Raw genomic sequence first — 12895 nt, forward strand, 5'->3', positions numbered from 1 at the left:
GCCATGTGGATCATCGCTCCCTTGTTGTGCGGCCTGATCTTCGGCGCGGGCCTGCTGATTTCGGGCATGGTGCAGCCGACCAAAGTCCTCGGCTTCCTCGATATCTTCGGCGCGTGGGATCCGAGTCTCGCGGTGGTGATGGCCGCGGCGCTGGCTGTGTCGATACCCGGCTTCATGCTGGCTGACCGCAGCGTGCGGCCGTGGTTTGCCGGGCAATATTTTCGGCCGGGCAAATCGGGAATCGATCTTCCGCTGGTCGCAGGCGCGGGGCTGTTTGGAATCGGCTGGGGCCTCGTCGGGTTATGCCCGGGGCCGGCGCTGGAAAGCCTGGCGACGTTGTCGCCCGGAATCATCGTCTTCGTCGCCGCGATGGCGGCGGGGATGATTGCTCACGACGCTTGGCAACAGTCGCGGCTGACCGCGCAACGCGACCGTTTGCTGGCGAGCGCGACGGACGGCTGAGGAAGTCCTGCGACCGCGATGAACTCGCTCGTTAATCCTGGTAGGTCGACAGCCCGCGCTGCTGATAATATTGCTGCCGCGGCTGGTAGTAGTAGCCCTGCGGCGCCGGCGCATAGCCGCGGTTATCGTAATATTGCGGCTGTTGCTGCTGATAGGCCTGGGTGTCGTAGACGCGGCGGCTGGGCGGCGCCGGATAACGCGCCCCAGTGGAAGAGCCATCGGCCGGATAGATGTAGCCGTCATCGGCCCGCGCCTGTGGCGCCACGCGCTGCTGCTGCGGCGTGATCACGACGGGGTCGCCGGCTGCGGAGTCGTATTGCTGTTCATATTGCGGCAGCGGCGCGCGGCGCGCGACGGCCGTATTGCCGCGGCGCGGATTGCGCGCCAGCGCCACCTGGGATGAGCCGGTCAACGTCACCGTGGTGTTGAGAACGCCTTCCTGCTTCACCAGATCCCACAGCTTCGCGGCATTTTCGCGCGACAGCCGTACGCAGCCATGCGAGGCCGGGCTGCCGAGACGGTTGACGGAATCGGTGCCGTGGATGGCATGGCCGATCTTGGTGAAAAAGATCGAATGCGGCATCGGCGCGTCGTCGAATTCCTTGGAGTAATGGTCCTCTTCCATCCGGAAGGCGCGGAAGCTGCCGCTCGGTGTTTCATAGGAGGGAAGACCCGAAGACACCGGCCAGCGGTACCGCTCGACGCCGTCGACGGCGACGGTCATCTGCTGGTTGTCCTTGTCGACTGTTATGGCGATCTTGGCGTGGGCGGTGCCCGAGGCGAACAGCGTCAGGGCGGTGACGGCAATGAGGAAGGAACGCATTTTACCTTTGGCCTCCAGGCCCCTGATGAAGCGCCGGCTCTCCGTCCCCGGCATCCAATATGCCCGGAAACCGGCACTGGTTCCAGTGGCCTGCGTCCGTAATCGTTAACGCCTCCCGCGGCGCAAACAAGGCGTCAGGGCGGTGCAATCGGCGGCAAAGTGCTGACATTTTCGCGAGCAACCACGCGCTGCGCGTCTTGTCATCGACAGAGTTGGAGGCCGTCATTCCGGGATGGTCCGCTAGGACCAGACCTCAGGTGCGCAATTGCGCACCGGGGAATCTCGAGATTGCGGGTTCGGCTCTGCGAGCCGCCCCGGAATGACGCTGCGTGTCAATTCTTGAGCCGGTACCCGGTCCGGAAGATCCACCACACCAGCACCATGCAGATGGCGAGGAAGCCGAGCGTCATGCCGAGGCTCAAGGCCACGCTGACGTCGGCGATCTCGTAAAAGCTCCAGCGGAAGCCGGAGATCAGGTAGACGACCGGATTGAGCAGCGTGATGGTGCGCCAGCCCGACGGCAGCATGTTCACCGAGTAGAAGCTGCCGCCCAGGAAGGTCAGCGGCGTCACGATCAGCATCGGGATCATCTGCAGCTTCTCGAACCCATCGGCCCAGATGCCGATGATGAAGCCGAACAGGCTGAAGGTCACCGCCGTCAGCACCAGGAAGGTCAGCATCCACAGGGGATGTTGGATGTGCAGCGGCACGAACAGCGCGGCGGTCGCCATGATGATCAGGCCGAGGATGATGGATTTGGTCGCGGCCGCGCCGACATAGCCGATCACGATTTCGATATAGGAAACCGGCGCCGACAATATTTCATAGATAGTGCCGACGAATTTCGGGAAGTAGATGCCGAACGAGGCGTTGGCGATGCTTTGGGTCAAGACCGACAGCATGACGAGACCCGGCACGATGAAGGTGCCGTAGCTGACGCCCTCGACCTCGGTGATGCGCGAGCCGATCGCGGCGCCGAACACCACGAAATAAAGCGAGGTGGAAACCACCGGCGAGACGATGCTCTGCAGCAGCGTGCGCCAGGTGCGCGCCATTTCGAACAGATAGATGGCGCGGATCGCACGGTAATTCATGGCGCCCTCACCAGGCTGACGAAGATGTCTTCCAGCGAAGACTGAGTTGTATCGAGATCGGAGATGTGGATGCCGGCATTGCGGAGGTCGCTCAGCAGGCTGGTGATCCCGGTGCGCTCGCCCTTGGTATCGTAATCATAGGTCAAGAGCCGGCCATCGCTGGACAATTGGAGCTTGTAAGGCGCGAGGGCGGGCGGAATGGCGTCGATTTTCTGCTGCAGATGCAACGTCAATTGCTTCTTGCCGAGCTTCTGCATCAGCCCGGCCTTGTCCTCGACCAGGATGATCTCGCCCTTGTTGATGACGCCGATCCGGTCGGCCATCTCCTCGGCTTCCTGGATGTAATGCGTGGTCAGGATGATGGTGACGCCGGAGGCCTGCAGGCCGCGCACCACGTCCCACATGCCCTTGCGCAATTCGACGTCGACGCCCGCGGTCGGCTCGTCCAGGAACAGGATCTGCGGCTCGTGCGACAGCGCCTTTGCGATCATCACGCGGCGCTTCATGCCGCCGGAGAGCGTGATGATCTTGGAATCCTTCTTGTCCCACAGCGACAGGTCCTTCAGCACTTTTTCGATATGCGCCGGGTTCTTCGGCTTGCCGAACAGTCCGCGGCTGAAGCTGACGGTCGCCCATACGGTTTCAAACGAGTCCGTGTGCAGTTCCTGCGGCACCAGGCCGATCAGCGACCGCGCCGCGCGATAATCCTTATTGATGTCATGTCCGCCGACGGTGACGCGGCCCTCGCTTAAGTTGGCAATGCCGCAGATGATGCTGATCAGCGTGGTCTTGCCCGCGCCGTTCGGCCCGAGCAGCGCGAAGATTTCGCCGCGCTTGATATCGAGATCGATGCCCTTCAGCGCCTTGAAGCCGGAGCCGTAGGTCTTTGAAAGATTGGAGACGGATATGATGGGAGGTGGCGCTAGCATGGCAATCTGAAACGAGATGTGTGGCGAACGGCGCAGCGGCACTTCGGCCGGGGGTCGACGCAGGAGAGGATGGGAACCCGGAGATAGGAACGCGGCGGAGGTTCCGCAATGCATCGGACGGATGAAAAGCGCTTATTCGGCAGCGTGAGCGCGCGCGGGCAATTCGATCAGAGCGACCACATAGGTCTTGAGATCATCGGCAACGGCCGGATCGGATTTCAGTTCAGTCAACGTGCGTGGACGCGGCAGCGGCTTACCGTCTTCTTCGAAGCTCTCTGCATATAGCTCGAGAGCTCCTGGCGCGTTGCGCAGTGCTTCGTCAATGTCATCGCCTCCGGAAGTGCAGCCGGGTAGGTCCGGAAACCACACGCCAACAGCATGGTCCGGTCCGGCATCTTCAATAAGGGCGATGTAATGGGTCATGGTCAATCTTAGTCAGGTTTCCATCCCGCGCGCTTATAGATGGCACGAACCAGGCCCTTTAATTAGCAGGCGGAAGGGAACGACGAGGACGATTGCGAAATCGGGAGCTAACGCCGCGCTGGATCAAATTTCGGCGGCATCCCGAACGATTACCTGCAAACAATCCTCCGGCTTCTGTAGTCGCGCATTTTGCACGCTGCTGAACAAAATATCCGATCTCGACGTTTTTGTTCGTGTCCAGTCCGAAACCACAGGCTGCAAATTTTGCATTGCTTTGCCTCGAATCGTCCGGTCATAAATTCAACGGCTTCAGCCACCAAGGCCGCACCCAAAGAACCATACCGCAACGACGGCGTAAATTTCCGCTCTCTTTGATCAAACTCAATTTCGAGGGATAAGGCATCCCTCAGGTATCGATTGACATGGTCCTGAATTGAGAACGCTGCCGGTCCTACGAGGTCGGGCTTCTTTATCCAGTTGAGCGCTTCGTCTTCGATGTCGCTGTACCCCTTCATCACGATGGCGGGGCGAGTTTGTGTCGCACCGAGTCTCGGTCCCCATGTTTCCCGGACAACGTCGTTGGAGTCCCACTCGATGAAGCGGCGAAGATAGTCTGAGTTCTTTGATTGGATCGCCGGGAAATATTGATAGATTCTCAGAAGAACGTTGACGAGGTGGTGGAATGCACCCTCCGATTCGACGGAGTACATGAATATCTTGGGGTCGCGTCCGGTAAGGTGCCATCTCTCTTTTTCGGTTCCTAGCATTCCAAATCTATTTGAAAAATCAATCCATGCTTGTGGAGAGCACGATTGGCTCACCAGATTCAAAGACACAAGATCGTCGTTTTCGAACGGCCTCACGGTAACGTAGGAAGCATTACCCTTCCTCGTATTGAGGTAACTGCGATATCCAGCAATATACAGCCCGGACTTGGGTGGCCTTCTTTCTCCCCAATATAGCGTTGTTTTAATACTCAATTCGCGCGCCGATCCCTCATCCTTCTCAGGCTTCGCCTCCCATTCGATATGAGGCTTGGCGAAGTGAATTCGTCGAGTGCGAGGCGCTACGTACACCAACCGATATCCGTTGGGGTCTTTGTGCCATTCGAACTGTCTGAGCGATTCCATGCGTTACCGATAAGTTACGTTGACCGGTAACGCCATTATAGATCAAATCGGCAATGGATACAGAATCAATTGCGCGGCGAACGGAATGGTTCGCGCAAAGGCAACGCGGCGTAGCTCAAGGGATAGAGCCTCTGCTTTCTACTGAAATTCAGCTTGGCAGTTGGAGAGTAAGGGCGGAGAGATGCAGGTTCAAGTCCTGCCGCTGCGATCAATTCAGTTCGGTGCTGCGTATTCTTGCGTGCGGCGCTGCCGGATGCTCCAGATGGATGCGTCCTTCAGACCCGCTCCACGAAACTATCGACCACCTTCTTCTCGCCGGCCTTTTCGAACGCAATCGTCAGCTTGTTGCCGTCGATCTTCACCACGTGGCCATAGCCGAACTTCTGATGGAAGACGCGATCGGCCAGCGAGAATTCTGAAACCGTGCCGGTGGATTTCGCGACCAACTCGCCCTCGATCACGATCGGGCCGCGCTTATTGCGCGAGAAGCCGCTGGACGAAAATGACGATTGGCTTTCCTCAAACCCGCCGCGGGCCTGACCGCTGCGGCCGCTTTGGCCGCGGTTGCGATTGGCCTGCGCGCGCTGCCAGCCCGGTGTCGTATAGCTGGAGCCGAAGGATTCGACGTTATCGAAACGCGAGGGGCCGTAGCCGCCGGTGCCGCCCCAGCCGGAGCCGCCCTTGGACTCGGTGATCTCGACATTGGCCGACGGCAGTTCGTCGAGGAAGCGCGACGGAATCGTGGTCGACCAGGTGCCGTGAATGCGGCGGTTGGTGGCGAAATAGAGTTTGGCGCGGCGACGGGCGCGCGTCAGCCCGACATGGGCGAGGCGCCGCTCTTCCTCGAGGCCGGCACGGCCTTGTTCGTCGAGCGTGCGCTGGCTCGGAAACAAGCCTTCCTCCCAACCGGGCAGGAACACGTTGTCGAATTCGAGCCCCTTGGCCGAATGCAGCGTCATCAACGACACCGCCTCGTCGCTGGCCTCACCGTCGCGGTCCATCACCAGCGAGATATGTTCGAGGAATCCTTGCAGGTTCTCGAACTCCTCCATCGAGCGTACGAGTTCCTTCAAATTGTCGAGCCGGCCGGCGGCGTCGGCCGAGCGGTCCTTCTGCCACATCTCGGTATAGCCGCTCTCGTCGAGCACGATTTCGGCGAGCTCGGTGTGCGCGGTCACCTCGCGCTGGGCGCGCCAGCGGTCGAATTGGAGGATGAGGTCGCGCAGCGCGCCGCGTGCCTTCGGTTTCAATTCGTCGGTTTCGACCACGGCGCGCGCGGCTTCGAACAGCGGCATGCGCCGCTTGCGGGCGTGGTCGTGCAGCAACTGCACGGTGGCGTCGCCAAGCCCGCGCTTCGGGACATTGACGATGCGCTCGAAGGCGAGGTCGTCGGCGGGCGAATTGATCACGCGCAGATAGGCCAGCGCATCGCGGATTTCGGCGCGCTCGTAGAATCGCGGACCGCCGATCACGCGATAGGGCAGGCCGAGGGTAACAAAACGATCTTCGAATTCGCGCATCTGGAACGAGGCCCGCACCAGGATCGCAACCTCGTTGAGGTTTTCGCCCGCGCGCTGCAACTCCTCGATCTCCTCGCCGATGGCGCGGGCTTCCTCTTCCGAATCCCAGGAGCCTGTGACCGTGACCTTCTCGCCGTCGACATCCTCGGTGCGCAGCGTCTTGCCGAGCCGGCCTTCGTTGTGCGCGATCAGATGCGAAGCGGCGGCGAGAATGTGGCCGGTGGAGCGGTAATTGCGTTCAAGGCGGATGACTTTTGCGCCGGGAAAATCGTGCTCGAAGCGCAGGATGTTGTCGACCTCCGCACCGCGCCAGCCATAGATCGACTGGTCATCGTCGCCGACGCAGCAGATGTTTTTCGGTGGGGAGGAGGGCTGGACTGTATTTACCCCGTCATTCCGGGGCGCACCGCCAGGTGCGAACCCGGAATCTCGAGATGAGTCCTTTTCATATCGGGATTCTTCGATGTGCGATTGCACATCGGAGTTCGCGTCTTCGACGCGCCCCGGAATGACGGGCGGATCGATATCTCCCGGAATGATCGCCGACAGCGGCACGCCCGGCCGCGACGGCGCCTGCGACAGCAGCCGCAGCCACAGATACTGCGCGACATTGGTGTCCTGATATTCGTCGACCAGAATGAACTTGAAGCGGTTCTGGTATTGCCTGAGCACATCAGGATTTTCGCGAAACAGCCGGATGTTCTCGAGAAGCAGGTCGCCGAAATCGGCGGCGTTGAGGATTTTCAGCCGTTCCTGATAGCTGGCGTAGAGCTTGCCGCCTTTGCCGTTGCCGAACATCGCGGCTTCGCCCGATGGCACCTGGCTGGGCGCCAGCCCGCGGTTCTTCCAGCCGTCGATCAGCCCGGCCAGCATGCGCGCTGGCCAGCGCTTGTCGTCGATGTTCTCGGCCTGCAGGAGCTGCTTGAGCAGGCGGACCTGATCGTCGACGTCGAGCACGGTGAAATTGGATTTGAGCTGTACTAGCTCGGCGTGGATGCGCAGGATGCGCCCGCCGATCGAGTGGAAGGTGCCAAGCCACGGCATGCCTTCGACGGCCTGGCCGAGCATCTGGCCGAGGCGGAGCTTCATCTCGCGCGCGGCCTTGTTGGTGAAAGTCACCGAGAGGATTTCATGCGGCCGCGCGCGGCCCTGGCTCAGGATATGGGCGATGCGCGTGGTCAGCACGCGGGTCTTGCCGGTGCCGGCGCCCGCGAGCACCAGAACCGGCCCATCCAGCGTCTCGACCGCCTCGCGCTGCTCCGGATTGAGCCCGTTGAGATATTGCGGGCCGGCGGCGGCCCGCGCACGCGCGGCGATTCCGCCAGCCGCAGGCTGGTGCTCGGGGACGCCGTGATGGGGCAGTTTGCTCGGCTCGGTCATTTCTCGAATCGTCTCGGCCCCACGATGGCACCGTGAGGCAGCAAAGGGGAGCCTTCATAGCAGGGATCAAGGGCCATATAGGGCCTGTTCGGCCGTTTTGACAGGTTTTATGCGGTCGCGGTTGCCGGCCTGATTTCGCGGCTTTGCGGCGATTTTGTTCCGCTCGAAACGTCAAATTTCGCGCTTTTGCCGCCCGGAACCATCATTCCCAGCCCGGATTGGTCCCACAGGCGATGTGCGACGCCTCAATCGCCGCCATCGAAGGAGCAACGGGCAATAGAGGTCGTGACATGCTGAGTTGGGTCGTTACGTTCCTGATCATCGCGCTGATCGCGGGTGTTCTTGGCTTCGGCGGTATCGCCGGCGCTTCGGTCGAAATCGCCAAGGCGATCTTCTTTGTCGCCGTAATTCTGTTCCTGATCTCGGCGGTGGTCGGACTGGTGCGCGGACGAAGCAACGTCTAGCTAGCCGGCACGGCTGCGCAAAAATTGACGGCGACGGCCAAGGCGGGCCGTCGCCGCAGGTGCACTCCGAATTCCGTCAGCGTTTGACGATGACGATTTCCAGGTACTCGCTCGGCAGCACCATGGTGCCGTCCTCGGCACGGTTCATCGAGGCGATCAGCGCGAGGATATCGTCGGCGAGGCGGCGCTGGTTGGTTTCATCAAGTGCGGCAAAGGCTTTCAGCGTCGGGCCGTAGTAGTTCCTGAACACGTCGAGAAAATGCAGCGGCGAGCGGTAGCGGAACATGAAGTGACGCTTCTCGGCCTTGATAGAAGCGGCCGACGTTCCGAACATCTCGGTGATGCGCGCCTGCGTGCCCCACAGCGCGGGCGATTTCGCGCCCGCCGGCGGCGGCAGATATTTGCCGAGCGTCTTGAACAATTGCCCGATGAAGCCCTCCGGCGTCCAGTTGGCGAGACCGATCTTGCCGCCGCTCTTGCATACCCGCAAAAGTTCGGATGCCGCGCGGTCCTGGTCCGGCGTGAACATCACGCCGAAGGTCGAGAGCACCGCGTCGAAGGTCGCGTCGCCGAAGTCCAGAGCCTCTGCATCCGCTTCCTTGAACTCGACTGATAGGCCTTCGGCTGCGGCACGCGACCGGCCGCGCTCGAGCAGGCTTGGCACGTAATCGGTCGAGATCACGTCGCACCAGCGGCGCGCGGCGGCAAGCGTCGCGTTGCCATTACCGGCGGCGACGTCGAGTACCTTTTGGCCGGCCCGGAGGTCGAGCGCCTCGCACAGCTCTTCGCCGACGATCTGCAGCGTAGTGCCGACGACGGCGTAGTCGCCGGAAGACCATGCGCCGTGTTGCCGGGTTTTCAGGGCGGAAAGATCGATCTGGCCGGGTTGCAGGGTTTGAGCGGCGGCGGATGTAGCCATGTTCTACTCCTTTGAGCGGGTGAAGTTGCCGATTTCAGCGTGCTGACGGCTTAGTCCCCGGGCCCGCCGGATGCCTATCCAGTTCGCGACACTGCTATCCGGAACGTGAACCTTTCCGCTGTTCCCAGGACCCATCACCAGGGCCTTCGGAGTTGCGGATGATTGCTGGCCAGAACACTTTATCGGCGACATCGGCGCTGCCGCGCGGCGTCAGGCGCGCGCTGGACGCGATGCGTGGCAATGTCGGCCACAATTGGCGGCTGACGGAGCTTGCCGCCATCGGCGGCGTATCCGGCAGAACCCTGCAGCGGCAGTTCCTTAGCTTCGTCGGCAAGACGCCGCGTGCCGCGCTTCGCGAGATCGGGCTCGAATGCGCCCGTCGCGAGCTGTTGCAGGGTACGCCTGATATCAAGATCATGGATGTGGCGCTGCGCTGCGGCTTTCCGCATTTCGGGCGGTTTTCAATCGAGTATCGCCGCCGCTATGGTGAAACGCCGTCGCAGACGCTGAAGCGGCAGGAGGTGCTCACCGACGCGCTCGGTGCGATGCCCTCGCTGTTCTTGCCGGCGCGGGACCGGCCGGCGGTTGCGTTGGGCCCGATCGAGGCGGCAACGGAAAATCTGGCTATCGCGGCTGATATCGCCGACGATCTCATCACCGCATTGAGTCGCGCTGGGATCGCGGTCGCAACGCGGTCTATGGCGGCGCGCTATCATTTGGGCGGTGCCATCAGGGGATCGGGTACGCAGACGTACCTGACGATCAGGCTGATCGACACCGAAACCGGCGGCCAGCTCTGGGCGCATCGCGCCGATGGCGTCCTGCGCGGCGATACGTCAACGACGGAACATCTCGCAGCCAGGATCGCGGCGGCGCTGCAGCCATGTTTGCGGCTGGCCGAAATCGATCGCGCGCTGCGCAAGCCGACGAATTGCCTCGGTGCCCAGGATCTCGCGCTACGGGCGATGCCGGGCGTTCTCTCCCTCGATGCCGATGGCAATGCCCGGGCCCTCGAATTGCTCGAGCGTGCGATGGATCAGGATCAAAACCATCCGCTCGCCATCGCACTCGCCGCATGGGCCCATGTCCAACGCGTGGTTTATCACTTCACGCACGCGCCGCTGGAAGAGCGCGCCCGAAGCCTCGAACTGGCGCACAGGGCGAGGGCGCTGTGCGGTGACGCCACCGTGCTTGCCGTGCTCGGCAACGCGCTAACGCTGCTCAAGGAGTTCGATACTGCGGATCTCGTTATTCGCAAGGCGCTCGCCATCGACGGCGGCTCGGCCTGGGCGTGGAGCCGCTCAGGATGGCTCGACGTCTACAAGGGCGACCCACAATCGGCAATCGAACGATTCAAGATCGCGCTCGACCTCGCGCCCCACGATCCGCTGGCTTTCAACAGCATGGTCGGGATCGGCTGCGCGCATTTCAATGCCGGCCGCTATGCCGAGGCAGCGAACTGGCAGGAGCGCGCGCTGATCGAACATCCCTCCGCAAGCTGGGTGCACCGAACCATGTGCCCGGCCTATGTGCTCGCCGGACAAGGGCCGCAGGCCGGCCGCAGCCTCAGCGCACTGCGGCGGCATTATCCTGATCTCACGGTGGCGGAAGTGCAGGGCGGCATGCCGCCGCTGCCGCCAAGCCAGTGCGATCTGGTTGTCGGCGCGCTGCAGGAGGCTGGGCTGCCGGCCTGAATGAGTCGCTATTTCTCAGGCATCGCGACCTTGCGGCCGATCCCGTCGGGCCGCGGCACGGCGGCATGCGAAGCCACCACCGCCTGGATGCGCGCGCGAATGTCGGGCGGGAAGGGCGCAACCTTCCGCTGCTGCATGTCCATATGCAGCGTCATGTTTTCCGAAGTCGCGGAAAGCCAGCCTTCGGTCGCGTGGCGCAATTCCTCGAACGTGTGCAATCGCTTCTCGTCGGCGCCCAACAGATAAACTGAAATCTGAATGGGGTCACCGAGGTGAATTTCTCTGATGTAGCGCACGTGAGCTTCTGCCGTGAAAGTCGAGCAGTGGCGCTCTTTCATGTAGGCCGGCCCGATCCCGAGCTGCAGCCACATTTCGTCGATGGCGCGGTCCATCATCACGTTGTAATAGGCCATGTTGAGATGGCCGTTATAGTCGATCCATTGCGGCTCGATCTGCATCACCGAGGACAGAAACGGGGCCGGCGGCAGCGGTATATCTTTCAGGTTTTCCCTGGCGGCGGCAGCGGTCGTCATCATCCATCCCTTTGTCGTTTCGCTATCTTGACCCCATTTATATCCTTTGCCACGGTCCGCTCAAATTCAGGAGGAATTTGGTGTGGCGACGACGATATCAGGCAATGTGAAGCGGCCGGAACCGCAGGCTTTGGCAAGCGCCGTGGAGGCGCTGGCGGCGCGGTTCGGCAACCGGCTGATCACCTCGCAGGCGGTGCGCGAACAGCACGCCCATACCACCACCTGGCTGCCGACCCAGCCGCCCGACGCGGTGGTGATGGCGCAGGAAACCGCCGACATCCAGGACGTGGTGCGGATCTGCGCCAAACACGGCGTGCCCGTGATCGCTTTCGGAACCGGCACCTCGCTGGAGGGCCAGGTCAATGCGCCGGCCGGCGGCATCTGCATCGATCTGCGCGACATGAACCGGATTCTTGAAGTTCATACGGAGGATCTGGACTGCGTGATCCAGCCCGGCGTCACCCGCAAGGCGCTGAACGAGCATCTGCGCGACCAGGGGTTGTTCTTTCCGATCGATCCGGGCGCCGATGCTTCGCTCGGCGGCATGACCGCGACGCGGGCGTCCGGCACCAATGCGGTGCGTTACGGCACCATACGCGAAAACGTGCTGGCGCTGAAAGTGGTGCGCGGCGATGGCGAGATCATCACGACCGGCACGCGAGCGAAGAAATCCGCGGCCGGCTACGACCTGACGCATCTGTTCGTCGGCGCCGAGGGCACGCTCGGCATCATCTCCGAGCTGACCATCAAGCTGCGCGGCATTCCCGAAACGATCGCAGCCGCGGCCTGCTCGTTCGAGACGGTGCGCGGCGCCTGCCAGGCCACGATCCTGGCCATCCAGATGGGCATTCCGCTGGCGCGGATCGAGCTGCTCAACGCCGAGCAGGTGCGCGCCTGCAACGCCTATTCCAAGCTGACCCTGCCGGAGACGCCGCTGCTGCTATTGGAATTCCATGGCAGCGAGGTCGAGGTCGCCGAACAGTCCAGAAATTTCGGCGAGATCGCCAAGGAATGCGGCGGCGGGGATTTCACCTGGACGACCAAGCCCGAGGACCGCACAAAACTTTGGCAGGCGCGGCATGACGCCTATTGGTCCGTCAAGGCGCTGAGGCCCGGCGCGGGCGTGGTGGCGACCGACGTCTGCGTGCCGATTTCACGGCTTGCGGATTGCGTTACCGAGACCGAGGAGGACCTGAAACGGCTCAATCTGCTTTCGCCGATCGTCGGCCATGTCGGCGACGGCAACTTTCACTGCTCGCTGGTTTGCGACGTCGACAATAAGGAAGAAATGGCGCGCGGCGAGGAGTTCATGCATCGCCTGGTCGAACGCGCGCAGTCGATGGGCGGCACCTGCACCGGCGAGCACGGCATCGGGCAGGGCAAGCAGAAATACCTCAAGGCCGAACTCGGCCCCGAGGCGATCGACGCCATGCGCGCGCTGAAGCAGGCGCTCGATCCGCAGAACATTTTCAATCCCGGCAAGATCGTGCCTGTGAACTAGACGCGCCCACCTTCATGTTGAAA

The 12895-nt window shown here is 62.0% G+C and carries 12 protein-coding genes and 1 tRNA gene; 5 read left to right on the forward strand and 8 right to left on the reverse strand.

Annotation, left to right across the window (positions count from 1 at the left end):
- Nucleotides 1–3 precede the first annotated feature (3 nt).
- On the forward strand, nucleotides 4–462 hold the full coding sequence (locus V1277_RS22215) for a DUF6691 family protein (protein WP_334418114.1): 459 nt from the start codon (nucleotides 4–6) through the stop codon (nucleotides 460–462).
- A 31-nt stretch (nucleotides 463–493) separates the two neighbouring features.
- On the opposite strand, the gene V1277_RS22220 is transcribed toward V1277_RS22215, so the two are convergent.
- From V1277_RS22220 to V1277_RS22240, 5 genes are all read right to left on the reverse strand, one after another.
- Nucleotides 494–1285: a L,D-transpeptidase family protein gene (locus V1277_RS22220; RefSeq protein WP_334418115.1), complete on the reverse strand. Its 792-nt coding sequence runs from the start codon at nucleotides 1283–1285 to the stop codon at nucleotides 494–496.
- Nucleotides 1286–1617: 332 nt separating this feature from the next.
- Complete coding sequence (locus V1277_RS22225; protein ID WP_334369887.1) at nucleotides 1618–2379, reverse strand: ABC transporter permease; 762 nt, start codon at nucleotides 2377–2379, stop codon at nucleotides 1618–1620.
- On the reverse strand, nucleotides 2376–3308 hold the full coding sequence (locus tag V1277_RS22230) for an ABC transporter ATP-binding protein (protein WP_334418116.1): 933 nt from the start codon (nucleotides 3306–3308) through the stop codon (nucleotides 2376–2378). The genes V1277_RS22225 and V1277_RS22230 overlap by 4 nt, the downstream gene beginning before the upstream one ends.
- 132 nt (nucleotides 3309–3440) lie before the next feature.
- Nucleotides 3441–3731: a type II toxin-antitoxin system HicB family antitoxin gene (locus V1277_RS22235; protein WP_334418117.1), complete on the reverse strand. Its 291-nt coding sequence runs from the start codon at nucleotides 3729–3731 to the stop codon at nucleotides 3441–3443.
- Between the two features lie 149 nt (nucleotides 3732–3880).
- Complete coding sequence (locus V1277_RS22240; protein ID WP_334418118.1) at nucleotides 3881–4861, reverse strand: hypothetical protein; 981 nt, start codon at nucleotides 4859–4861, stop codon at nucleotides 3881–3883.
- A gap of 104 nt (nucleotides 4862–4965) precedes the next feature.
- On the opposite strand from V1277_RS22240, the gene V1277_RS22245 reads away from it, so the two are divergent.
- Nucleotides 4966–5069 (forward strand) — tRNA-OTHER (locus V1277_RS22245).
- A 67-nt stretch (nucleotides 5070–5136) separates the two neighbouring features.
- On the opposite strand, the gene V1277_RS22250 is transcribed toward V1277_RS22245, so the two are convergent.
- Nucleotides 5137–7761, reverse strand: a complete 2625-nt coding sequence (locus V1277_RS22250) for an ATP-dependent helicase (protein ID WP_334418119.1) — start codon at nucleotides 7759–7761, stop codon at nucleotides 5137–5139.
- Nucleotides 7762–8051: 290 nt separating this feature from the next.
- Between V1277_RS22250 and V1277_RS22255 the strand changes: the two genes are divergently transcribed.
- Nucleotides 8052–8225 carry a DUF1328 domain-containing protein gene (locus V1277_RS22255; RefSeq protein ID WP_334418120.1) on the forward strand — a complete coding sequence of 58 codons (174 nt, stop codon included), beginning with the start codon at nucleotides 8052–8054 and terminating at the stop codon, nucleotides 8223–8225.
- A gap of 76 nt (nucleotides 8226–8301) precedes the next feature.
- On the opposite strand, the gene V1277_RS22260 is transcribed toward V1277_RS22255, so the two are convergent.
- Nucleotides 8302–9144: a class I SAM-dependent methyltransferase gene (locus V1277_RS22260; RefSeq protein ID WP_334418121.1), complete on the reverse strand. Its 843-nt coding sequence runs from the start codon at nucleotides 9142–9144 to the stop codon at nucleotides 8302–8304.
- 158 nt (nucleotides 9145–9302) lie between these two features.
- Between V1277_RS22260 and V1277_RS22265 the strand changes: the two genes are divergently transcribed.
- Nucleotides 9303–10838 carry a helix-turn-helix domain-containing protein gene (locus V1277_RS22265; RefSeq protein ID WP_334418122.1) on the forward strand — a complete coding sequence of 512 codons (1536 nt, stop codon included), beginning with the start codon at nucleotides 9303–9305 and terminating at the stop codon, nucleotides 10836–10838.
- 8 nt (nucleotides 10839–10846) lie between these two features.
- On the opposite strand, the gene V1277_RS22270 is transcribed toward V1277_RS22265, so the two are convergent.
- Nucleotides 10847–11371: a thioesterase family protein gene (locus tag V1277_RS22270; protein WP_334418123.1), complete on the reverse strand. Its 525-nt coding sequence runs from the start codon at nucleotides 11369–11371 to the stop codon at nucleotides 10847–10849.
- 82 nt (nucleotides 11372–11453) lie between these two features.
- Here V1277_RS22270 and V1277_RS22275 point away from each other — a divergent pair, with 82 nt between their 5' ends.
- A complete protein-coding gene (locus V1277_RS22275; protein ID WP_334418124.1) occupies nucleotides 11454–12872 on the forward strand; it encodes an FAD-binding oxidoreductase in 1419 nt (472 codons plus the stop codon).
- Nucleotides 12873–12895: the final 23 nt, after the last annotated feature.

The organism is Bradyrhizobium sp. AZCC 1588 (genome assembly GCF_036924735.1).
Classification (GTDB): domain Bacteria; phylum Pseudomonadota; class Alphaproteobacteria; order Rhizobiales; family Xanthobacteraceae; genus Bradyrhizobium.